General features: G+C 59.8%; 18 protein-coding genes. 8 read left to right on the top strand and 10 right to left on the bottom strand.

The annotated features are described in order from the left end of the window. Positions 1-18: 18 nt before the first annotated feature. Positions 19-1,251, bottom strand: a complete 1,233-nt coding sequence (gene argJ, locus HQL44_02335; GenBank protein MBF0267409.1) for a bifunctional glutamate N-acetyltransferase/amino-acid acetyltransferase ArgJ — start codon at positions 1,249-1,251, stop codon at positions 19-21. 7 nt (positions 1,252-1,258) lie between these two features. After that, the gene (locus HQL44_02330; GenBank protein MBF0267408.1) at positions 1,259-2,098 is read right to left on the bottom strand and encodes a peptidylprolyl isomerase; all 840 of its coding nucleotides are present in this window, start codon (positions 2,096-2,098) and stop codon (positions 1,259-1,261) included. Between the two features lie 194 nt (positions 2,099-2,292). On the opposite strand from HQL44_02330, the gene secA reads away from it, so the two are divergent. Continuing rightward, positions 2,293-4,968, top strand: a complete 2,676-nt coding sequence (secA, locus tag HQL44_02325; protein ID MBF0267407.1) for a preprotein translocase subunit SecA — start codon at positions 2,293-2,295, stop codon at positions 4,966-4,968. Between the two features lie 75 nt (positions 4,969-5,043). Here the strand turns inward: secA and HQL44_02320 are convergent, their stop codons facing one another. The 4 genes from HQL44_02320 to HQL44_02305 all read right to left on the bottom strand — a co-directional run bounded on the left by HQL44_02320 (position 5,044) and on the right by HQL44_02305 (position 7,513). Continuing rightward, on the bottom strand, positions 5,044-5,250 hold the full coding sequence (locus tag HQL44_02320) for a cold-shock protein (protein ID MBF0267406.1): 207 nt from the start codon (positions 5,248-5,250) through the stop codon (positions 5,044-5,046). An 84-nt stretch (positions 5,251-5,334) separates the two neighbouring features. Beyond that, positions 5,335-6,075, bottom strand: coding sequence for a tRNA pseudouridine(38-40) synthase TruA (truA, locus tag HQL44_02315; protein MBF0267405.1), 741 nt, complete (start codon positions 6,073-6,075; stop codon positions 5,335-5,337). Beyond that, on the bottom strand, positions 6,072-6,989 hold the full coding sequence (locus HQL44_02310; GenBank protein ID MBF0267404.1) for a methionyl-tRNA formyltransferase: 918 nt from the start codon (positions 6,987-6,989) through the stop codon (positions 6,072-6,074). The genes truA and HQL44_02310 overlap by 4 nt, the downstream gene beginning before the upstream one ends. Positions 6,990-6,994: 5 nt before the next feature. After that, positions 6,995-7,513 carry a peptide deformylase gene (locus tag HQL44_02305; protein ID MBF0267403.1) on the bottom strand — a complete coding sequence of 173 codons (519 nt, stop codon included), beginning with the start codon at positions 7,511-7,513 and terminating at the stop codon, positions 6,995-6,997. Positions 7,514-7,596: 83 nt separating this feature from the next. Here HQL44_02305 and rmuC point away from each other — a divergent pair, with 83 nt between their 5' ends. The 7 genes from rmuC to HQL44_02270 all read left to right on the top strand — a co-directional run bounded on the left by rmuC (position 7,597) and on the right by HQL44_02270 (position 19,853). Continuing rightward, on the top strand, positions 7,597-8,673 hold the full coding sequence (rmuC, locus tag HQL44_02300; GenBank protein ID MBF0267402.1) for a DNA recombination protein RmuC: 1,077 nt from the start codon (positions 7,597-7,599) through the stop codon (positions 8,671-8,673). Between the two features lie 27 nt (positions 8,674-8,700). Further along, positions 8,701-10,266 (top strand): CBS domain-containing protein, encoded by a 1,566-nt coding sequence (locus HQL44_02295; protein ID MBF0267401.1) that lies wholly within the window; start codon positions 8,701-8,703, stop codon positions 10,264-10,266. 117 nt (positions 10,267-10,383) lie between these two features. Continuing rightward, positions 10,384-11,661, top strand: coding sequence for a diguanylate cyclase (locus HQL44_02290; GenBank protein MBF0267400.1), 1,278 nt, complete (start codon positions 10,384-10,386; stop codon positions 11,659-11,661). A gap of 153 nt (positions 11,662-11,814) precedes the next feature. After that, positions 11,815-16,251, top strand: coding sequence for a PAS domain S-box protein (locus HQL44_02285; protein ID MBF0267399.1), 4,437 nt, complete (start codon positions 11,815-11,817; stop codon positions 16,249-16,251). A gap of 7 nt (positions 16,252-16,258) precedes the next feature. Next, complete coding sequence (locus HQL44_02280; protein ID MBF0267398.1) at positions 16,259-16,732, top strand: DUF4863 family protein; 474 nt, start codon at positions 16,259-16,261, stop codon at positions 16,730-16,732. A 271-nt stretch (positions 16,733-17,003) separates the two neighbouring features. Continuing rightward, entirely contained in the window at positions 17,004-18,008 is a 1,005-nt protein-coding gene (locus HQL44_02275) for an NrtA/SsuA/CpmA family ABC transporter substrate-binding protein (protein MBF0267397.1), read from the top strand. 6 nt (positions 18,009-18,014) lie between these two features. Next, complete coding sequence (locus HQL44_02270; GenBank protein MBF0267396.1) at positions 18,015-19,853, top strand: PAS domain S-box protein; 1,839 nt, start codon at positions 18,015-18,017, stop codon at positions 19,851-19,853. A gap of 243 nt (positions 19,854-20,096) precedes the next feature. Here HQL44_02270 and HQL44_02265 read toward each other — a convergent pair whose 3' ends face one another. From HQL44_02265 to HQL44_02250, 4 genes are read right to left on the bottom strand one after another with little or no spacing between them, the layout of a single operon-like run. Then, complete coding sequence (locus HQL44_02265) at positions 20,097-20,816, bottom strand: ABC transporter ATP-binding protein (protein ID MBF0267395.1); 720 nt, start codon at positions 20,814-20,816, stop codon at positions 20,097-20,099. 1 nt (position 20,817) lies between these two features. After that, positions 20,818-21,576 (bottom strand): ABC transporter ATP-binding protein, encoded by a 759-nt coding sequence (locus HQL44_02260; GenBank protein MBF0267394.1) that lies wholly within the window; start codon positions 21,574-21,576, stop codon positions 20,818-20,820. Continuing rightward, complete coding sequence (locus HQL44_02255; GenBank protein ID MBF0267393.1) at positions 21,573-22,562, bottom strand: branched-chain amino acid ABC transporter permease; 990 nt, start codon at positions 22,560-22,562, stop codon at positions 21,573-21,575. Before HQL44_02255 ends, HQL44_02260 begins: the two co-directional genes overlap by 4 nt. A gap of 3 nt (positions 22,563-22,565) precedes the next feature. After that, a complete protein-coding gene (locus HQL44_02250; GenBank protein ID MBF0267392.1) occupies positions 22,566-23,432 on the bottom strand; it encodes a branched-chain amino acid ABC transporter permease in 867 nt (288 codons plus the stop codon). Between the last annotated feature and the right edge of the window lie 26 nt (positions 23,433-23,458).

Genomic DNA, 23,458 nt, shown 5'->3' with positions numbered 1-23,458 from the left:
CCGTCGGTTAAGGGCGAATCAGGTTCTGTACGACCCGTTGATGTCGATATAGCCGTGAGTCAGGTCGCAAGTCCAGACCGTGGCTTTGCCCTTGCCGACGCCGACATCGATTTCGATCAGAATATTGCTGCCCTTCATATGGGCGGCTACAGGCGCTTCGTCATAGTCCGGCACCGCGCCGCCATTGCAGGCCACGTCGAAACCGCCGATGCGGATCGTCAACCGGTCGCGGTCGGCCTTTTCGCCCGCCTTGCCGACGGCCATGACGATGCGTCCCCAATTGGCGTCTTCGCCCGCGATGGCCGTTTTGATCAGCGGCGAGTTGGCGACCGCCATGCCGATGCGCTTGGCGGCCTTGGCCGAAGCGGCGCCCGCAACGCGGATTTCCACGAATTTGGTGGCCCCTTCGCCGTCCTTGACCACCAGATGCGCCAGTTCCAGCAACACGGCATTGAGACCGGCCTTGAATTCCTTCAAGCGCGGATCGTTCGTTTGGCTGATGCGCGGATGTTTGGTCTGGCCGGTGGCGAACAGGATCAGCGTGTCGCTGGTCGATGTGTCGCTGTCCACCGTGATCGCGTTGAAACTTTTATCCGCACCTTTGGTCAGCAATTCCTGCAGCAGCTTGGCGGGCAGGGCGGCATCGGTGAAGACATAGGCCAGCATGGTGGCCATGTCGGGCGCGATCATGCCCGATCCCTTGGCGATGCCGTTGATGGTGACCAAATCGTCGCCGATGCGGACATGGCGGGTGGCCAGTTTCGGATAGGTGTCGGTGGTCATGATGGCCCGGGCGGCATCCATCCAGGCATCGGCCTTCAGGGCATGCATGGCCTTGGGCAGGGCAGCGACGATTTTTTCATGGGGCAGCGGAACGCCGATGGTGCCGGTCGAGGAGACGAACACCTCGGTTTCCTTGCAGGCGGCTAGTTGGGCCATGGCCTTGACCGTGGCGGCAACAGAAACCATGCCCGCCCGGCCGGTAAAGGCGTTGGCGTTGCCGGAATTGACCACCAGGGCGCGAGCCTTGCCCTTGGCGCCCGCCTTGCGGCACCAATCGACCGGCGCCGAACTGGACAGCGATTTGGTATAGACCCCGGCCATGGTGGTGCCGGGCGCCAATTCGGCCAGCAGCAGGTCGGTGCGCCCCTTGTAGCGCAGACCCGAAGCGAAGGTCGCCAGCCGCACGCCTGCCAGGGGCGGCAGGTGCGGATAGGTGGCTGGCGCCAGCGGCGAGACGGGCGGGGCCATGGCCGACTTACTTGTGCGGAGCGGCGGGGGCTTGCATCGGCTTGCCCTCGGCGTCGAAGCGGGAAATCTTGGCGCCTGCTTCCAGATTCTTGATGATCTTGGACAGGGCCTCTTCGGCCAACTGAGCCTGCAGGTCTTCCTTGACCTCATCCAGTTGCGGGGGCTGGCTCATCCGCTTTTCTTCCATTTTGATGACATGCCAGCCGAATTGGGTTTTAACGGGGGCCGAGACTTGGCCGGGCTTCAGCTTGAAAGCGGTTTCGGCGAATTCGGGGACCATTTCGTCCTTGCGGAAAAAGCCAAGGTCGCCGCCGCTCTGGGCGTTGCCGTCCTTCGATTTTTCAGCGGCCACTTCCTCGAACTTCTTGCCGTTCTTGATGTCGGCCAGCACGCCGTTGGCCTCGTCGGAAGTGTTGACCAGGATGTGGCGCGCCCGCACTTCCTCGGCAGGCTTGAACTTCTTCTTCATCTCGCTATAGCGGGCCTGCACGGCCTGATCGGTGACACCCTTGGTGGCGGCGCGCATGGCGTAGGTCTGGGCGATAATCTGCGTTTCGGCGTTCTTCAAGGCCTGCACGACATCGGCGTCCTTGGCCAAGCCGTCCTTGCGTCCCGCCTCGGCCAACAGTTGGTCGCGGATCAGCTTGTTCAGGATAACCGGATAAACGACCCCCATCGGGGCCTGGGCCAGTTGCGGCGCGCCGTTCTTCAGACGCATGACGTCCGACATGCGGATTTCCGCCCCGTTGACGGTGGCGGCAACCGAATCCTCGCCCAAAGCCTGGACCGGAGAGACCAGGGCAAAGCCCAAAAGCGACGCGGCAAGGGCTGCTGACATGCGGGACATCTTCGTTATCCTTGTTGGAAAAATGGTTTGTGCTTGTGGCATATCGCGCCCGTTCCGGCAAGTGGCTGACGTGAATGTACCCTATTTGTTCCGGTTGCTTGCGTATTTTCCAGGATGGCTGCCGACATTGACAGGTGGGCCAGCGGGGACTATCTCTTTGCAGCAAAATTTCCGCACTTCTTTAAGGATTCTCCATGCTCGGTGCTTTAGTAAAGCGGCTCTTCGGGTCCGCTAACGACCGCTACATCAAGACCCTGAAGTCCGAGGTGGCGGCCATCAATGCACTCGAGCCTGAGCTTGAGAAGCTGTCCAACGAGGAACTGGCGGCCCGCACGGTCTGGTTCAAGGAGCGCTTGGAAAAGGGCGAGACCCTGGACGATCTGCTGCCCGAGGCCTTCGCCACCGTGCGCGAAGCGGCCAAGCGCACGCTGGGTCAGCGCCATTTCGACGTGCAGATGATGGGCGGCATCGTGCTTCATCGCGGCAAAATCGCCGAAATGAAGACGGGTGAAGGCAAGACCCTGGTCGCCACGCTGGCGGTCTATTTGAATGCCCTGTCCGGCAAGGGCGTGCATGTGGTGACGGTCAACGACTATCTAGCCAGACGCGACGCCGAATGGATGGGGCAGGTCTATCGTTTCCTGGGCCTTACGGTCGGCGTGATCGTGCATGGCTTGGACGACGTCGAACGCCAGCAGGCCTATGCCTGCGACGTGACCTATGGCACCAACAACGAATTGGGCTTCGACTATCTGCGCGACAACATGAAGTTCCGCCAGACCGAGATGGCGCAGCGCCCCTTCAATTACGCCATCGTCGACGAAGTGGATTCGATCCTGATCGACGAGGCCAGAACGCCGCTGATCATCTCGGGTCCGACCGAGGACAATTCCGAACTGTACAAGCAGGTCAACAAGCTGATGCCGCTGCTTGACGCCTCGCATTACGAAAAGGACGAAAAGCAGCGCGCCGTCACCTTTACCGAGGCAGGCGTCGAGAAGATCGAAAAGCTGCTGGTCGAGGCGGGCCTGATGAAGGGCACCAACCTGTACGACTTGGCCAATATCTCGCTGGTCCATCACGCCAATTCGGCGTTGCGGGCGCATGTCTTGTTCACGCGCGACGTCGATTACATCGTCAAGGACAACAAGGTCGTCATCATTGATGAGTTCACCGGACGCATGATGGAAGGACGGCGCTATTCCGAGGGCCTGCATCAGGCCTTGGAGGCCAAGGAAGGGGTGGACATCCAAAACGAGAACCAGACCCTGGCCTCGATCACCTTCCAGAATCTCTTTCGCATGTATCCGAAATTGTCGGGCATGACCGGCACGGCGCTGACCGAGGCGGGCGAGTTCTCGGAGATCTACAATCTCGACGTGGTCGAGATGCCGACCAACGTGACTTGCGTGCGCATCGACGCCGATGACGAAGTGTACCGCACCGCGGCTGAAAAGAACGAGGCCATCGCCACCCTGATCGAGGAATGCATCAAGCGCAAGCAGCCGGTGCTGGTGGGCACGGTATCGATCGAAAAGAGCGAGCAACTGGCCGAGCTTCTGAAAAAGAAGAAGATACCCCATAAGGTGCTGAATGCCCGTTATCACGAGCAGGAAGCCTATATCGTGGCCCAGGCGGGATCGCCGGGCGCCGTCACCATCGCCACCAACATGGCCGGTCGCGGCACCGACATCCAGATGGGCGGCAATTTGGATATGCGCTTGAAGCAGGAACTGGTCGGGCTTGAACCGGCCGCCGCCGCCAAGAAGGCCGACGAAATCCGCGCCGAAGTCGCCAAGGGCAAGGAAATCGCGCTGGCCGCCGGTGGGCTTTACGTCATCGGCACCGAGCGCCACGAAAGCAGGCGCATCGACAATCAGCTGCGCGGTCGATCGGGCCGCCAGGGCGATCCCGGCGGCTCCAAGTTCTTCTTGTCGCTGGAAGACGACCTGATGCGCATCTTCGGCACCAACCGCCTGGACGGCATGCTGCAAAAGTTGGGCCTGAAGGATGGCGAGGCCATCGTCCATCCCTGGATCAACAAGGCGCTTGAGAAGGCGCAGCAGAAGGTCGAAGCCAGGAACTTCGAGATTCGCAAGAATCTGCTGAAGTTCGACGATGTGATGAACGATCAGCGCAAAGTGATCTACGAACAGCGCAAGGAACTGATGGCCACCGCCGACGTTTCGGCCATGGTTGCGGAATTCCGCCGCGAGATCCTGGACCGCATGGTGGAGCGCTGCATTCCCGAAAAGGCGTTTGCCGAGGAATGGGACGTGTCGGGCCTGCATGAAGAGGTTCTGCGGGTCTTCAATCTCGATCTGCCGGTGGCCGACTGGGCCAAGGAAGAGGGCATCGCGGAAGCGGAAATCCATGAGCGCGTCTCGGACGCCGTCAATCGCAAGATGGCCGAGAAGGTGGGCAATTACGGCCCCGATCTGATGCGCCAGGTCGAGCACAGCATTCTGGTTCAGATCCTGGATCAAAGCTGGAAGGATCACCTTCTGGCGCTGGATCATCTACGCCAAGGCATCGGGTTGCGCGCCTATGGGCAACGCGATCCCTTGAACGAGTATAAGCGCGAGGCCTTCAATCTGTTCAGCGTGATGCTGGAAGGTCTGAAGGAGCGCGTGGTGTCGCTGCTGGCGCATGTCGAGCTGCGCTTCGAAGAACCGCCCGAGGAACTGATGGCGCCGCCCAAGCCGCGCCAGATGTTCGAAACCCGCCACGATCCCGCCTTCGGGGCGATGGCGGACGACGAGGCGCGCGACCCCAACGATCCCAATTCCTGGCGCGCCACGCCCAGGAACGCGCCTTGCCCCTGCGGCTCGGGCAAGAAGTACAAACACTGCCACGGTCGGATGGAATAATCCGCCTTGCAAGGCGCCGACAAAAAACGGCCGGTGGTTTCCCACCGGCCGTTTCCATTTCAGGCGGACGGGTCCTCAATCAAGCGTTCTGAGGTCAACGGCCTTGGCGCCCTTGGGGTCCTGGCGCAGTTCGAACTCAACCTTCTGGCCTTCGTTCAGGCCCTGAAGCCCCGAACGTTCCAGCGCCGAGATATGCACGAACACGTCCTTGCCGCCGTCTTCCGGAGCAATGAAGCCAAAACCCTTGGTCGTATTGAACCACTTCACGGTGCCTGTAGCCATTTGGCACGTCCTTTCCTTCATGATGAAAATGCGCAAAAGTTATGAAGGCGTTTTAGTGGTCGGGCAAGGGGGAAAATATCGGCCCTAGTAAGTAACCCCAAGAAAATAAAGGCCTTGTGGCTGCGCGGTGGGGCCACCCGCCGCCCGCGCGCGCGCCTCCAGCGCCTTCTTGACGTCGTCTGGATGCCATCGGCCCTCGCCGACCATTTTCAAGGTTCCCACCATGTTGCGAACCTGGCGATGCAGGAAGGAACGAGAGCGGGCCTTGATGTGAACCTCGTCGCCTTGGCGTTCGACCGAAAGTTCGTCCAGCGTCTTGAAGGGCGATCTGGCCTGGCAGTCGCCGGCCCTGAAGGTCGAGAAATCGTGATGCCCGACTAGGTGAGCGGCTCCTTCGGCCATGGCCTTCTCATCAAGCGGATTGGATATCCACCAGACGCGGTGCCGGTCGAGGACGGGCGGCGAGGGGCGGTTCGAGATTCGGTACAGATAGCGCCGTTCCAGGGCGGAGAAACGCGCATGGAAACCCTCGGGCGCTTCGCTGGCTTCCAGCACCGCCACCGGATGCGGCTTCATGTAAAAGTTCAGGGCGCGGCGCACGGTTTCAGGATCGTAGGCGCGCGCAAGATCGACATGCGCCACCATGCCCAGCGCATGTACGCCGGTATCGGTGCGACCGGCGGCGCCGGTCGCGGCCTCGACGCCGGTGAAAAGCCTAGCCGCGTCTTCCAAAACGCTTTGCACGGAAACGCCGCTGCCCTGGCGCTGCCAGCCGATGAAGCCGGAGCCGTCATATTCGATGAGCAATTTGTATCTGACGGTCACGACAAAACCGTGCCCGGCGGCAAGGCATAGCCACGCAGGAAGGCGTCGGCATCCATTGGCGCCTTGCCCTGGCGCTGGATGGTTTGAACGTCAATCGCCCCTTCCTTGCAGGCGATGATCAGCCCACCTTCAAGCACGCGTCCCGGTTCGCCGCACCGGTCGAGCGGGTGGGCTTTCAGCACTTTGAAACGCTCGCTTGCATGCTCGAACCAAGCGCCGGGATGCGGCGACATGGCACGGATCAGGCGTTCGACCTCAAGGGTGGGCTTTCCCCAATCGATGCGGCTTTCCTCGCGTTCGATCTTCTTGGCGTAGGTCACGCCTCTTTCGGGCTGCGTCATCGGAATCAAGGTGTCGCCCAAGGCCATCATGCCCAGGGTGACCAGCATCAGGCGCGCCCCCAACTCGGCCAACTGGTCGTGCAACTCGCCCGCCGTTGTTTCGGGGCCGATGGGGATGCTGTCTCGCAACAGAACCGGGCCGGTGTCCAGCCCCTCATCCATGCGCATGATGCAGATGCCGGTCTGCTCATCGCCCGCCATGATGGCTCGTTGGATGGGGGCGGCACCCCGCCAGCGCGGCAGCAGTGATCCATGCACGTTCAGGCATCCCTTTTTGGGCGCGTCCAGAATGGCTTTGGGCAGGATCAGCCCATAGGCCGCCACCACCGCCACATCGGCATTCAGGTCGGCGAAGGCGGCCTGTTCCTCAGGCGACTTCAGGGACGTGGGGCAACGCACGGGAATGCCCCGTTCCAGGGCCAGTCTGTGAACGGGCGAGGGCATTTGCTTGTGGCCGCGCCCGGAAGGCCTGGGCGGCTGCGAATAGACGCAAACAACCTCGTGCTGGGCCGCGATCAGGCATTCCAGCACCGTTGCCGCAAAATCGGGGGTGCCCATGAAGACGATGCGCATTGAACCTATCCCCGGACAGCCTGCTTTTTCGCCTTCTCCAGCTTGCGCAGGATCATGCCCCGTTTCAAAGCGGAAAGATAATCGACGAACAGCTTGCCCGACAGGTGGTCGATTTCATGCTGCAACACGGTGGCCAGCAGCCCATCCGCCTCGATTTCGCGGATTTCGCCCTGGCGGTCCTGATAGCGCACGCGCACGCGGGCGGGGCGGATGACCTCGGCGTAATGTTCGGGGACCGACAGGCAGCCTTCCTCGTAGCTGCTGGTTTCCTCCGACAGCCACAGGATTTCGGGATTGATCAGGGCCAGGGGCTGGGCTTCCTCGCCCTTTTTGGCGGTATCGACCACGATCACCCGCTTGGCGACGCCCACCTGCGGGGCGGCTAGGCCGATGCCCGGCGCCTGATACATGGTTTCGAACATGTCGTCGATCAGGCGGGAAAGCGCCTGATCCACCTTTTCGACGGGCAGGGCTTTGGCTTTCAGGCGCGGGTCGGGGGCGACAAGGATGTTCAGCAGGCTCATGCGGGTGACATAAGAGTTCAAGGGCGGATCGTCAAGAAATGATGACGGTGGCACAAGCCGCCACGGGGCTGTAAAAGCAGGTCATGGATACAAGCGTTCTCATACTGGCCGGGGGACTGGCCTTGGCCCTGGCCACCGGTTTTCTGGCCGCTTGGCTGCTCAAACGCCCGGATTCCGCCCCTTTGGGCGAACTGACCGGTCGTTTGGCCCAAATGGCCGACAGTCAGGCTTCCCAGCAGTCCTTGATGGCCGAACGGCTGCAGGCCCAGGAGCGCCAAATTTCCCGCCTGCTTGACGAACGGCTGGTCGAATTGGGGAAACGCCTGAACGAGGGGTTGGATCAGTCGAGCCTGCGCACCGGGGCCAGCCTGGCCGAGCTGCGCGAGCGCCTGGCCGTGATCGATTCCGCCCAGGCCAATATCTCGCAATTGTCCGAGCGCATGGTCAGTTTGCAAGACATCCTGTCCAACAAACAGACGCGCGGGGCCTTTGGCGAAATCCAGCTAAACGATCTGATCAGTCAGGTTCTGCCGCCGCAAGTCTATGAATTCCAAGCGCCAATCGGCGACCGGCGGCGCGTCGATTGCCTGATTCACCTGCCCAAGCCGCCGGGGTCGATCGCCATCGACGCCAAGTTCCCCTTGGAGAGCTTTCATCAGTTGCGGGCCGCCAAGGACGATGCCGAGCGCACGCAAGCGGGCCGCGCCTTCGCGACGGCGGTCCTGGGCCATGTGCGCGACATTTCGGAAAAATACATCGTTCCCGGCGAAACGGCGGAATCGGCGCTGATGTTTTTGCCGTCGGAAGCCGTATATGCGGAACTATATGCCAATTTTCCAGAAGTCATTGAAAAGTCTTACCGGGCCAGGGTGTGGATCGTTTCGCCAACCACATTGATGGCGACCCTGACCACGATTAGGGCGGTTTTGAAGGATGCCCGCATGCGCGAACAGGCCGACGTGATCCAGGCCGAGGTCAGGCATTTGCTGGACGACATGAAACGACTGGCCGAGCGGGCGGCCAAGCTGGACACGCATTTCGGTCAGGCGGGCGAGGATTTGCGGCTGCTTAAACTGTCGGTCGACAAGGTGATCAGGCGTTCAGAACAGGTCGAGGCGGTTCAGTTAGGTGATGGTGGGAAGCAAGAGGATATGGTTTAATCGCGATGAAAAATTTGGCTTGAATAAATGATCGACACCACGCACGACGCTTTGGATCAGTTGCTGAAGGGACAGGCGCAGAATCTGTCCCAGATCATGCGGCGCAATATTTTGACCTGCGGGCCATCGATGACCGTTTCCGAAGCGGCCAATCAGATGGTGACGACCCGTTGCAGCTCGATCGTGGTGCTGGATCGCGGACGCCCTGAAGGCATCTGGACCGAACACGACGCGCTGCTGGTCAATCCCGACGACACCGCCGCCCTGGATCAGCCGGTTGGCGACGTCATGAGCAAGCCCGTTCGCACGATCAATCAAAGCGTGACCATCGAGGCGGCCACCTTGCGCTTTCGCGACGAGGGGCTGCGCCATTACGTGGTGGTGGATGACAAGGATCTACTGGTCGGCGTGGTCAGCCAAAGCGACGTCGTGCGCCAGCAAGATGTGCGGCATTTCCTGTCGATGCGTTCGGTCAGCACGGCGGTTCGCCGCCCCACGCTGATCCTGCAGGCTTCGTCCAGTCTGTCGCAGGCTGCCGTCCGGCTGCACAATCATGGAACGGATTGCGCCGTCGTCATCTTCGGCGATGGACGGCGCGGCATCGTGACCGAGCGCGATCTGTTGAAAGCCGTGGCCAGTCGCCGGGGCGGGTTGAAGGTGGCTGACGTGTCGACCTCGCCGATCATTTCTGTTCCGCAGTCGGTCAGCGTGCTGGAAGCCCGCGAAACCATGGAGCGCAAGGGAATCCGGCACCTGGGCGTCACAGACGGCGAAGGAACGCCGATAGGCCTGCTCTCCTATGCCGACATTCTGGCCAGCGTCGAATTCTCGATCATGCGCTATGTCGAGGATATGCTGGCCGAACGCTCGCGCGCGCTGAACCAAACCCAGAATCGCCTGCGCGGCGCCCTGGACGAATTGAATCGCACCAACGAAGAGTTGGAGGAATTCGTCCATGCCGTCATCCATGGCTTCAAGTCGCCGCTGGATAGGATGGCCGAATGTTTGGAACATCCTGACCCCCAAGCATTGGCCTGCGCCAGGGATCAGTTCACAACGCTGCAGGCGATGCTGAACGGCATTTCGCGGTTCGCTCAGTTGGGACATGCCCCCAATTCCTTGCAGTCCATCGATCTGCTGTCCCTGGCTTCCCAGGTCGCGAAGGAAGAAAGCCAAGCGCTTCAAGATGTGCAGGCCAAGGTCGATCTTTCTCCCGCCCTACCCAGGGTCAAGGGCGATCCGGTTCAGTTAAAGCTGCTGCTTCAGGTGATCGTCAATAACGCCCTTCGTTTCCGGTCGCCCGAGCGTGCGCCCTTGATCCAGATCATGGCCGAGCGCCAGAGCAACCGATGGATCGTCAGCATCGTCGACAAAGGGCGAGGGCTTGATCCCAGTCAGGCCGAGCGGTTGTTCAGGCTGTTCCAGGCCGAGGGGGAGGGGGCGGGCGCCGGGGTCGGTCTTGCCCTGGCTAGGCGGATCGTCGAGCGCCATGGCGGGCGTATCTGGCTTGAATCGCAACCCGGACAAGGTTCGGTGGTGCGATTTACACTTTCCGATGCGGAAGCACAGTCTGCTTCTGTTAGTTCATCTTGACCCTGAATGTTAATGGCTGTACGCCAGTGTAAAGCGGCAGAGCCAGTCTTGGATTATTTTGTCCAAGGGCCAATATAAACGAAGACGCAGCAGCGTGAATATTCATTGGGGGAATGGGTGGGCGAAATTCGCGTTTTGGTGGTTGAAGACAATCCTGGCGATGCGGCGCTGATCCGCTATTCGCTGGCCGAGTCCGGCCCGGGAAAATTTGATATTGCCCATGCGCCTTCGCTGGCGGAAGCGGTTGAATTGTTGGCGGAAGTCTCGCCCGACGTCATCTTGCTCGATCTGTCCCTCCCTGATTCTTTCGGCCTGGAAACGGTTAAAAAGATTTTGGAATCTGCCCCCCCTAAGGCGGCGGTGGTGGTTCTGTCGGGCCTGGACGACGAGGAACTGGCGCTTGAGGCGGTCAAGCAGGGCGCCCAGGATTATCTGGTCAAGGGCCGTTCCGACGGCGATGTGTTGCGCCGCGCCATTCGCTACGCCATCGAGCGTCAACGCATCGAAGAAGCGATGCGGCTTGCCGAGGCGGTGTTCAAGAACGTCGATACCGGAATTTTCGTCACCGATTCCAACGGCGTGATCGTCAGGATCAATCCTGCCTTCACCAGAATCACCGGCTACGAGAACGATGAAATCATCGGACAAACGTCGGGCATTCTGAAGTCGGGCGTGCAGGACGATAATTTCTACGACGAAATGTGGGATCGGCTGCGCAGCGTTGGGCATTGGGAAGGCGAGATATGGAACCGCCGCAAGACCGGCAACATCTATCCGGAATGGCTGCGCATCGACGCCGTGCAAGATGCCGCCGGGCGCTTGACCAATTACGTCGCCACCTTCACCGACATCACTTTCCGCAAAGAGATCGAGAACCAGCTGCGTCTTCAAGCCACGCATGACACGCTGACCGGTCTTCCCAACCGCTATCTCTTCACCGACCGCTTGCTGCATGCCCTGGCGCAGGCGGATCGCGCCACGCAGAAGGCCGCCCTTCTGTTCGTCGATCTGGATGGCTTCAAAGAGGTCAACGACTGTTATGGCCATGCGGCAGGCGATCAGCTTCTGATAGAAGCCGCACAGCGCCTTCAGGCGTTGGTGCGCGCTTCCGATACCGTGGCCCGTCTGGCTGGCGACGAATTCACCCTGATCTTGTCGGGCGTCATTAAATCGCAAGATGCCAGGATCGTCGCCGAAAAGGTTGTCGAAACCTTGTCGAAGCCCTTCAAACTCAAGGAATGCGAAGCCAGCGTTTCCGCCAGCGTGGGAATAGCGCTTTATCCCGACGATGCGACCGACAGCGACAAGCTTCTGATCGCCGCCGACGCGGCCATGTACGCCATCAAGCAGAAAGGCAAGAACGGTTACGGTTTTTACAAAACGCCCCAATGCTAGAATAAGTAAAGTATCGGCGCACATTTATCGCTGGTGCGACACATAAGGTCATGTAGAATGCCGCAAGACAAAGTCGTCGCTCGCTCTTATCCGCTTGGGGAAGCGGAGGTGGGGGGAGCGTCAGGGGCCGTTCCTCTGTTTGCGAGAGGTTGCGTGGGGAAGCCGGAAAACGGCAGCCGCGAGGCTGTATTGGGCCGTTATTCGGGCCTGCCGACTTTGGGCGTCGCCCTGGTCGGCGAGGCAGGCGATTTGCTTGCCATTAATGATCGTTTGCGCCAGATGCTCGATCTTCGGGGGCCTGAGGAAACGCTTCCTTCCTACTTCGACCTGACCGCAGACGCCGACCAGCCGCGCGAAGCCGCCCTGTTCCACACCTTGAAGAGCAAAGGCGACGGCAGCTATGCCATCGCCAAGAAGATGCGCCGTTCCGGCGGCGATCTTCTCGATGTGGAATGTCTGGTCGCTTCCTATCAGGACCATGACGGAATCGTTTTCATCATTCTGGTTCAAGACACCAATGAAAGCCTAGCGCTCGAGGCGGCGCTGGAATTGTCGAAATTGTCCTTCGATGAAACCAGCGACGGCATGCTGAAGATTGGCCCAGATGGCGCGATCTTGTCGGTCAACAAAGCCGCCTGCGCGCTTCTGGGCTATTCAAGTCGGGAATTGCTGAAGCTCTGCATTTTCGACATCGATCTGCATCTGATCGGAGCAAAGTGGCCAGGCTTGTGGCGCCACATGCGCGAATCAAAACTACACAGCAATTTCGAAGCGCTGTATCGGCGCAAGGATGGCAAGACCTTTGCCGCCGAGATCAGCGCGGCATATGTCAGCCATGGCGAACACGAATTCGTGTTCGCCTCCTTTCGCGATTTCTCTCAAAGGCGCAAGCGCGAGTTGGAAGAAGCGGCCGAAGGCGTCACGCTGAAGGAAATCGTCGAGGGAATGCCGATCGCGGTGCTGGTCACCCGCTTAAGCGACGGCGTCATCATGCACGCCAATCCCATGATGGGCCGTGTCATCGGCATGCCGCCCGCGAAACTTCTGGGCCGCCCCGTCACCGACATCTACACCGACAAGGCGCAACGGCGCGAGCTGACCAACAGACTGAAGCGCGACGGCGAGGTCAACGGCTTCGACGTCAGTCTGGTCGGGGATCATGGTCGCGCTTTCTGGGCCAGGGCTTCGTCCCGGCTGGTCACCTTCGCCAAGACGGAAGCCGTTCTGTCGACACTGTACGACATTTCCACCGAGCGCGAGGCCAGGGAGCATCTGGCTCAGCGCACCAACGATCTTAAAAGCAGCCAGGAACGTTACGCCCTGGCCATGGAAGCCTCGCGGGAAGGCATTTACGACCTTGATCTTGAAAGCGGCATGCTGTTCGTTTCGCCGCGCATCGAGGCGATTTTCGGCATTCCGTCGCATGGTTTGCGCACGGCCAAGGACTGGCTGTCGCGCATTCTACCCGAAGACATGCCCCGCTACCGGCAGGCCGCGACGGGGCATTTCAAGGGCCACACGCCGTCGATGGATGCCGAATACCGCATTTCCTCGATGAATGGCGAGATCATCTGGATACGCGAGCGCTCTGTCTGTCAGCGCAACAAGATGGGACGCGCCGTCCGTCTGGTCGGATCGGTGGGCGACGTCACCGAACTTAAGCGCGCCCAGGCGGCGCTGGAAGCCGCCAACGCCACGCTTGAACAACGCGTAGCCGAGCGAACAGAGGAACTGCGCCAGACCACGAGCGCTTTGAAGGCCCGCGAAGACCGGCTGCACGGCATTCTTTACACCGTGGCCGACGGCATTCTGACCATCGACGGCGATGGCTTGGTTGAGTCCTTCAATCCTGCCGCCGAGCGCGTCTTCGGCTATTCGGCGCACGAAGTGCTGGGGCAAAGGGCGGCCTTGCTGATGCCCAATCTTTTCATGCATTGCCAAGCGGGCTGCGTGAAGGAAAGCGAATGCCTTGAGGATCTGGTCGAGCAAGAGACATTCGAGGTGGAGGGACGGCGCAAGGACGCAAGCGAAGTTCCGCTTGAGGCGTCTATCAGCGAACTGCATCTGCCCGGCCGCAAGCTGTATACCGTGGTGCTGCGCGATGTTTCCGACCGCAAGGCTGCCGAGGAGGCCTTGCGCCACAGCGAAAGACGCTACCGCTCCATCTTCGAACAAGCCGCCGAGGGCATTTTCCAATCGACGCCGGACGGACGCTATATCGAAGCCAGCCCGTCCTTGGCCAAGCTGTACGGCTATGCCAGCGTCGAAGAGCTGATGAGCAATGTGGTCGATATTTCCTGTCAGATCTATCTGAACTCGAATGACCGCGACCGCTATCTTTCGCTGATGAGCGAGGCGGGCGAGGTCAGGGGGTTCGAGTATCAGGTCTTGCGCCGCGATGGCGTCGCCTTGTGGGTTTCGGAGAACAGCCGCGCCGTCAGGGACGCCGCCGGCAAGGTGCTGTATTACGAAGGCACGGTCGAGGACATCACCGAGCGCAAGCTGGCCGAGCATGAGGCCGTCGAAAAGCAGTCGCTTCTCGAAGCCACGCTCGACAACATCACCCAGGCGGTCGCCATTTTCGATTTCGATCTGCGGCTGCTCGACGTCAACGATCTGTTCGGCAAGATGCTGAATCTGCCAGGACGTTTGACCACCAGCGGCACGCATGTCGTCACCATCATGCGTTTCATGAGCGAGCGCGGCGACGCCATCGGCGAGGATGATCCGGATTGGCAGGTCGCCCAGGGCGGCGAATTGGCCCTGTCCAAGGTCGAGCGGCAACTGGCCAGCGGCGCCGTCGTTCAGGTGTCGGCGCGCCGTTTGGGCGACGGCAAGGTGCTGTTGACCTATACCGACGTCACCGACTTAAAGCGGCGCGAGGCGGCGCTCAAGCAAAGCGAGGAGCGCTATGCCCTGGCCGCGCAAGGTGCGAACGACGGCTTGTGGGACTGGGACATCAAAAACAACCGGGTTTACTATTCCCAGCGCTGGAAGAACATGTTGGGATGCCGGGAAGACGAGATCGGCGGCGGCGTCGACGACTGGTTCTCGCGCGTGCATTCCGACGATATCGACGAGTTGAAGGCGGCGCTCGATGCGCATCTGGTGGGGGCGACGACCCATGTCGAGGTTGAATACCGCATCCGCCACAATGACGGCCGTTACCGCTGGATGCTGTTGCGCGGTTCTTCGGTGGCCGATCCGATGTCGGGGCGGCCTGCGCGCATGGCGGGATCGCAAACCGACATTACCGAGCGCAAGCGCACCGAACAGCAATTGCTGCACGACGCCTTCCATGACGGCTTGACCGGACTGCCCAACCGGGCGTTGTTCATGGATCGCCTTGGTCAGGCGCTGACCAGATCGAAACGCGATTCAAACCGCTTGTTCGCCGTCATGTTCCTCGATCTCGACCATTTCAAATACGTCAATGACAGTTTGGGACATTCGGCGGGCGACAGCCTGATTGTGTCCATCGCCAGGCGTCTGGACAATTCGAGGCGCGCTTCCGATACGGTCGCTCGACTGGGCGGCGACGAATTCGCCCTGCTGATCGAGGATGTGGCAAGCCGTGACAGCGCCTTGGATATCGCTGAGCGCTTGCGCCAGAGCATGAGCAAGCCGGTCAGCCTGCTTGGCCAAGAGATATATCCCACGGCCAGCATGGGCATCGCCCTTGTCCATGAAGGATATGAGCGCCCGGAAGACATGTTGATCGATGCCGATCTGGCGATGTACGAAGCCAAGTCGGTGGGGCGCGACCGCATCGCCTTGTTTAGCCCTGAAATGCGCGTGCATTCCTCAAAGCAGCTTGAATTGGGGTCCGATCTCAGGCGCGCCTTCGAGCGCAACGAACTGGTCATGTTTTATCAACCCATCGTCGGCATGCAAGAAGGCCGCATCGCCGGGTTCGAGGCTTTGATCCGCTGGCGCCATCCCACGCGCGGCATTGTGCCGCCGGGCGATTTCATCCCTCTGGCCGAGGAAACCGGACTGATCGTGCCTATCGGCTGGTGGGTGATCGAAGAATCGGCTCGCCGCATGCATGCCTGGAACGCCGAGCGCGCCCAAGACAAGCAAATGATGATGAGCATCAATATTTCGGCGCGCCAGTTCAAAGAGCCGGGCTTGATCGACCGCATCGCCGACCTGATCGAGGAGAACGCGTTCAATCCCTTCCACATCAAGTTGGAGATCACGGAAAGCCTGCTGATGGACAATCCGGAGGTGGCGACCGAATGGCTGTCCAATCTGAAGGCGTTGGGCGTGTCGCTGTCGATCGACGATTTCGGAACCGGTTATTCCAGCCTCAGCTATCTGCACCGCTTCCCCTTCGATTACCTGAAGGTCGACCGCTCGTTCGTGGCCACCATGTTCGAAAAGCGCGAGAACATGGAAATCGTGCGCGCCATCATTGCGCTGGGCACCAACCTTGGCATGCAGATCATCGCCGAAGGCGTCGAGACGGTCGAGCAATACGAGGTGCTGAGAGAGCTTGGCTGCCATTATGCGCAAGGCTATTATTTCTCGCGTCCGATCCCCGAGGCCGACGCCCAGTCCCTGATGTCTCGCGATCCGAAATGGTAGGCGCCCCATGATCCAGACCACGCGTGAACGTTTTGATGCGCATATGGCCGACATTTCGGCGGCCATTGCCGACATGCCGCTGGACAAGGCCATGGAAACCTTTCTGAATCAGAAATGCCCGGCCTCGTCTGCGGCCTTCGCTGACATTGAATCATTGTGCCGCCAGGCCATCGCCGAGGGTTGGATGTGCAAGGAAGGGCGGGGCGATATGCGTTGGGGCCGCGTGAGCGAGCCGTCCTCTGAATTGCATGATTTTTCCGTCGATGTGGTGTCGATGGCGCATGGTTTCGGCCCCCATCATTCCCATCCGCTGGGAGAGATCGTCATGACGATGCCGCAAACCCCGGCGGCGCGCTTTGATTCTTGCGACGCCGGATGGCTGGTCTATCCACCAGGGTCCGGCCATTACCCCACGGTTACCGGCGGACCTGCCCTGGTTCTTTACTTGCTGCCCAAAGGCAAGATCGCTTTTACCAGATAGCCGTAAATCGAATATGGTAATTCGCAGACATTCATATCGCGCCTTGCAGTATCGTTTCTGAATATTTTCCCCTTAATTCACTGGTCAGCCCCTTAATCAAGTAATTGATACCCTAGTAATTTCTGTAATTAATCGTTGTGAATTCTCTCTGTATGCAGAATCTTGATGAAAGTGAAGTCCTGTTTGGCTAGGATTCGCGTACGCTTCGATAAGAGGCGCCGCATGCCTGAATGGGTTAATTTGTTCCTCCTTTTGTCACAGGACGGCGACAATGGACGTAATCAAGGCTCAAAAGAGCCGAAGCGGGAGTCTGATCGCCCTATTGGTCTTGGGGGTTGTCTTTGCAGGTGCCGCCATCTATTTCCTGATGCCGGGTCCGGTTCATACGATCCGCCTGGGAGCCTACGAAGGCGATGTCGGGGCCTTGGAATGGATCGCCAAGGACAAGGGCTTCTTCGATCAAGTTCGCTTGAATGTGGACATCAAGGGCTATCCCTCGGGCGATGCCGCCGTCAAGGCGATGCATGCCGGCGAGGTCGATATTGCCACGGCGGCTGAACTGGTGGTCGCCAAGCGCTCATTCGACGAGAAGAATCTGCGCATCCTGGCTGGCATCTGCCGCTATTGGAACAAGGGCTTCATCGGGCGCAAGGATCACGGCATAACCACTCATTTCGATTTGAAGGGCAAGAAGATCGCCTTTCCCGCCACTTCCAGCGCCGAGCACAATCTGGTCGTTTTCCTAGCCTTGCAGGGATTGACGCTTGAGGATGTGGAGCCGGTCAATTTGGCCCCCAAGCAAATCGTCGAGAAAACTATCTCGGGCGAGGTCGATGCCGCGCTGGTCTGGGAACCCCATGTCTCGGCCATTGAGGACGCTTTGGGCGACAATGCCGTCAAGCTGATGGAACGCGGAACCGAAGCCAATCTGTTGCTCGTGGGACGCCAGGAACATTTGGACGCTCAGTCGCAAGCCATTCAGAAACTTCTGAAGGGACTGATTCTGGCCGAGGATTGGGTGCGCGCCAATCCCGAAGAGGCCAAGGCCTATTTGGTCAAGCGCTTTGCCCTGGACGCCATCTATATCGACAAGCTCTGGCCGCGCATGCAATTGGCGGTCAGCCTGCCCCAGGAAATCCTGGAAGCCATGGACAGCGTGTCGCGCTGGATCGCCAAGGCCAACAACAAAGAGCAGATTCCCAACTACGCCGAAACGATCCGTGCTGCGGAATTGCGTGCGGTCAAGCCTGCTGCCGTCGGTGTTTTCACCAAGTAGGACGGCATGGACATCAAGACAGGGTTTCGTGCCGTTCTGACAGTTGGCGCTGTTCTGACCGGCACGGCACTGATGTCCGTTGGCTACAGCCAATACGCCTTTGTCGAAGACACAAGCCGCAACGAAAGACGGGATCTTGTCGCCAGCCAGGGCATGCGGCTTGTCCAACTGACGCAGGAAGTGTTGCTGTACGGCGAACCCAGGGCAATTTCCCAGTGGCAAAGCCAATATAAGGAAATGGGGCGCCTGATCAACGATCCGCTTTTCCTTGCCGATCCCGATTTAAGCGTGATCAATGGCGCTTTGCTGATTCGCTATTCCGATTTGTCGCCCTTGCTGGAGAAATTGATTGAGGCCAGACAAGACAGTCGTCAATCGGCGGACGTGATCGATGTTCTGGCGTCGCAGTTGTTCCAAGACGCGACGCAGTTACAGGCCAGCCTGCGCGATCTCAAGGACGTGGCCGACGGATCGCTCGAAGCCGCCTACAAAGCCTCGAAACAGCGCCAAATAGCCATCTTCACCTTGTTCGGCGTCCTGTTCCTGTTGTACGGCCTTGCCGCCATGCTGTTGTTTCGCGGCGTCATCCTAAAGCCGCTGGGCGATCTTGAAAGCACCATTCACGCCATCCGCGATGGAAAGCGGGCCAGGGCGCCAAACCGGCGCGATGATGAAATCGGCGTCATCTGCCAGACCTTCAACCAACTGCTGGACGAACACGAGCATAGCCAGCGGGAAATCCGGGCGATGGCCGAGCGTTTTCGCAATATTTTCGAACAGGCCGCGGTTGGCATGTCGATCGTTTCGACGACGGGCGATTGGCTGGAGGTGAACGAATGCCTATGCGCCATCCTTGGCTATCCCAGGGGGGAATTGCTGTCCTCGAACTATCGACGCTATTCGGACCCGGAATTTCTGGAAACGGACATCAAGCGGGTCAAGGCGATCTTGGCTGGCGAAAGGCAGCATGACGCGTGGGAAACGCGCTATATCCGCAAGGATGGCCAGGCGATCTGGGCGCGCATCACCACGGCGCTAACGCGCGACAGCGACGACACGCCCCTTTATTTCGTGACCGTGACCGAGGACATCAGCAAGCGAAAGGCCGACGAATCGCGCATCGGCGAAATCAACCGTCAGCGTGAAGAACAGGCCAGGGACCTTCGGCGCATCAACGCCGATCTTGAAAGTTTCGCCTGGGTGGCCTCGCACGATTTGCGCGAACCATTGCGCATGGTCAGCAGCTATATCGGCTTGATCAAGAAACGTCTGGGGCCGGACATTGAAGAAGACATGCGGGCCTACATCGGCTATGCCATCGACGGCGCAAAACGCATGGACAGCCTTATCCTAAGCCTGCTCGATTATTCGCGGATCGGCCAGGGGGGCGGTGCCTGCGAGTCCGTCTCATTGAAAGACGTCCTTCAGGAATGCCTGCTCAACTTGAAGGTGGCGGTACAAGAATCCCAAGCGACCGTCGTCTTGCCGGATCGTCTGCCCTACGTTACCGGGGCGCGCGGCGATCTGGTGCGCTTGTTTCAGAATCTGATCGGCAATGCCGTCAAATTCCGCCACCCGCACCGTCCGCCCAACGTGACGTTGACATGCGAAGAAAAACAAGACGAATGGCTGCTTTGTCTTTCAGACAATGGGATCGGCATCGAATCGCAATATTTCGACAAGGTGTTTCGCATCTTCCAGCGCCTGGTTTCGAAAGACGACTATGAGGGAACCGGCATCGGACTGGCGATCTGCAAGAAGATCGTCGAACATATGGGGGGGCGCATCTGGCTTGATTCGACGCCGGGCGAAGGGACGTCCTTTTACATCGCCTTAGCGAAATAATGCGTTATCCGCCTGAACAGCAGCTGCGCCCGGCTTTCTGAATGGGCGGGCATGGAATGGAGCCAAAACTGCAATAGACGCAGCAATCGCCCGGCTTCGGCTTGAGCCTGACGCCGCAGGCGGGGCAGTCGCTCCACTGGATGCAGGCGTTGGCGGGCATGACCTCCACCCAGCGATGTTGGCAAGATGGACAGGTGAGGGTGGATTCGTAAACAAGACCGTCTGGCGAACAATCAGACAAGGTCAAACACCCAGATAACGCACATGCAGTTCGGGATTGGCGGCCAGTTCTGCGGCGGGTCCGTCATGCACGATGCGGCCCTTGACCATGATCAGTCCGCGATCGCTGATTTCCAGCAGCGACTTCACGTCCTTGTCGACTACGATCGAGGCGATGCCGGTCGCCTTGATGGTTTTGATCACCGACCAGATTTCCTTGCGGATCAAAGGGGCCAGGCCTTCCGTCGCCTCGTCGAGAATCAGAAGGTCGGGGTTGGTCATCAGCGCCCGACCGATGGTCAGCATCTGCTGTTCGCCGCCGGAAAGCTGATTGCCCATATTGTCCAGCCGCTCGCCCAGGCGCGGGAAGGTTTCCACCACGCGCTCGAAGCTCCAATCGACGCGGCCTTGGCGGTTGGGCCTGGACGCCATGATCAAATTCTCGCGCACCGACAGGTTGGGAAAGATGCCGCGGTTTTCCGGAACGAAGGCGATGCCCTTTTTGACCACGCGATGCGCGGGCCAGCCGGTGACGTTGGTTCCCTCGACTTTCACCGTGCCGTGGCGGGGCGGGGTCAGGCCGATGATCGAGCGCAGCGTCGTCGTCTTGCCCATGCCGTTGCGGCCCATCAGGCAAACGGTTTCGCCGGGATTGACGTGGAACGACACGCCATGCAGCACATGCGAGGCGCCGTAATAGGTTTGCAGATTCTCGACTTCGATCATGGGGGTGACGGCGTTCATGTCAGTGCCCCTCGTCTTCGCTGCCCAGATAGGCTTCCTGCACGGCCTTGCTGGCCCGCACCTCGGCCACCGTGCCGGTTTCCAGCAGACGGCCGTTGACCATCACCGCCAAACGGTCGGCGACGGCGAACACGGCGTCCATGTCATGTTCGATCAGGATCAGCGTATGTTCCTTGGCCAGCCTGCGCAACAGCTCAATCACGCGCAGCGATTCCTCGGCGCCCATGCCCGCCAGCGGCTCGTCGAGCAGCAGCAGTTCCGGCTCGGTGGCCAACATCATGCCGATTTCCAACTGGCGCTGCTCGCCATAGCTCATGGCCTGGGCCAAGGTGTCGCGGCGCTTGGTCAGGCCGCACATCTCAAGGCCCTTCTCGGCCAGTTCGTTGATCCGCTTGTAGGAAAGGGCCGGTCTGAAAAAATGGAAAATCCCCTTCATGCGCGACTGGGCGGCCAAACGGCAATTTTCGAAGCAGGTGAAATTGGGGAAGATGTTCGTCTTCTGGAAGCTGCGTCCGATTCCCAAATGGCTGACGTCGTTGGCGGGCAGGTTGGTGATGTCGTGATCCTTGAAGCGAATGCTGCCCGACGAGGGCAGGATTTCACCCGAAAGCAGATTGATCAGCGTCGTCTTGCCTGCCCCATTGGGGCCGAGCACGGCATGCACCAACCCGCGCTCGAAGCTGAGCGTCACGTCATCGACCGCCATCAAGGCGCCGAAATGGCGCGACAGATTTTGCGTTTCCAGGATGATGCCGCTCATGGCTCGGTCTCCTCCTTGGGGGGAGGTTTTCGCTTGAAGCGGTCGGCCGCCTTCTCGATCAGGCCAGCGATGCCTTCGGGCAGGAACATGACGACGGCGATCACGAACAGGCCCATGATAAGCAGCCAGTGATCCCACATGCTCGAGATGTTGTCGCCCAGCAGCGTCAGCGCCAGCGCGCCCAGCAAGGGGCCGTACAAAGTGCCCATGCCGCCCAGGATCACCATGATCATGACGTTGCCCGACATGTGCCAGGACATGAGTTCCGGATTCACATAGGCCGTGCGGGTGGCTTCCAGGAAACCGGCGACACCCGCCAGTGAACCGGCGATGATGAAGCTCATCAATTTCAAATGGCGGATGTTGTAGCCCATGGCGCGCATGCGCCCCTCATTGACCTTGACGCCCTGAATGGCGCGCCCGAAGGGCGAGCGCAGCAACACGACCAGGAAGATGAAGGCGCTGAGCAGCAAGACGAAGGTGAAATAGTACAGGGTCAAACGGTTCGAAAGATCCAGCACGACCGTATCGCCGAAGGCCAGCTTGGGCTTGTCGTAGAAATTGAAGCCGTCGGTGCCGCCCCAGTATTTCTGATCCTTGAAGAAGGCGTGCAGCATCTGGGCGAAGGCCAGCGTGATCATGATGAAATAGATGCCCGCCGTTCGGATGGACAGCCAGCCGATGACCAGCGCGCAGGCGGCGGAGACGCCGACGGCGGTCGGCAAGATGAGGAGCAGGCTGGTTACGCCCGCCTTGACGATGTACCAAGCCACGGCATAGCTGGCCACGCCGAAGAAAGCGGCATGGCCAAGGCTGATCAAGCCGGTAAAGCCGATCAACAGGTCGAGGCTCATGGCGAAGATGCCCAGCACCATGATCTTGGTCAGCAGGCGGATGTAATAACTGTCGCCAATCAGGGGATAAAGGCCCAGGCAGATCGCCATCAGCAGCAGCAGAACCAGGGCGGGACGAGAAAGCGCGTACATCGGTCAAGCCCGTCCGAACAGGCCCTGAGGGCGCCACAAAAGAACGATCGCCATCACGGTATAGATCACCGTTCCCGCGCCATGGGGCAAGAAGACGGCGCCGAAAGTGTCGGCCAGTCCGATCAGCATGGCGCCCAGGAAGGCGCCCTTGATCGAACCGACGCCGCCGACCACGACGACGACCAGCGAAACGATCAGGATTTCATCGCCCATGCCGGGGAAAACCGATTGCACGGGGGCGGCCACCATGCCAGCGAAGGCGGCAAGGGCGGCGCCCAAGGCAAAGACGATGGCAAACAGCTTGGCGATGTCCAGGCCAAGCGCCTGCACCATTTCGCGGTTCGATGCGCCAGCGCGAATGGTCATGCCCAGGCGCGTGCGCTGAACCACCAAATACAGCATGGCGGCCAAGGCCATGCAGACCAGCGAGATGAACAGGCGGTAAACCGGATAGGACTGCACCTCGGTCAAGGGGATCGCGGTCGAAAGAATTTCGGGGATCTGCACCGATTGAACTTCGTTGCCCCACAAGATGCTGCGCATTTCACCAAAGATGAGAATCAGGCCATAGGTGAACAGCACCTGATAAAGATGGTCGCGCTTGTAAAGATGGACGATGCCGAAACGCTCGATCAGCAGGCCCAGCACCACCGCCAGCGGAACGCCCGCTAGAATGCCCAGAAACAGGTTGCCGGTCAGCGACGTCAGCCACCAGCACAGATAAGCGCCGATCATGAAAAACGAGCCATGGGCCAGATTGATGATGCCCATGATGCCGAAAATCAGCGTCAGCCCGCTTGCCACCAGGAATAGCAGGAAGCCGTACTGAATGCCGTTCAGAGCTTGAATGAGATAATAGCTGGTATCCATGGGCCGGACTTGAATCCAGAAGCGCT

This window comes from Alphaproteobacteria bacterium, from assembly GCA_015231795.1.
Classification (GTDB): Bacteria; Pseudomonadota; Alphaproteobacteria; order Rhodospirillales; family WMHbin7; genus WMHbin7.
The sequence above is the reverse complement of the archived record's forward strand: the minus strand, read 5'-3'. Positions and strand labels throughout refer to the sequence as shown.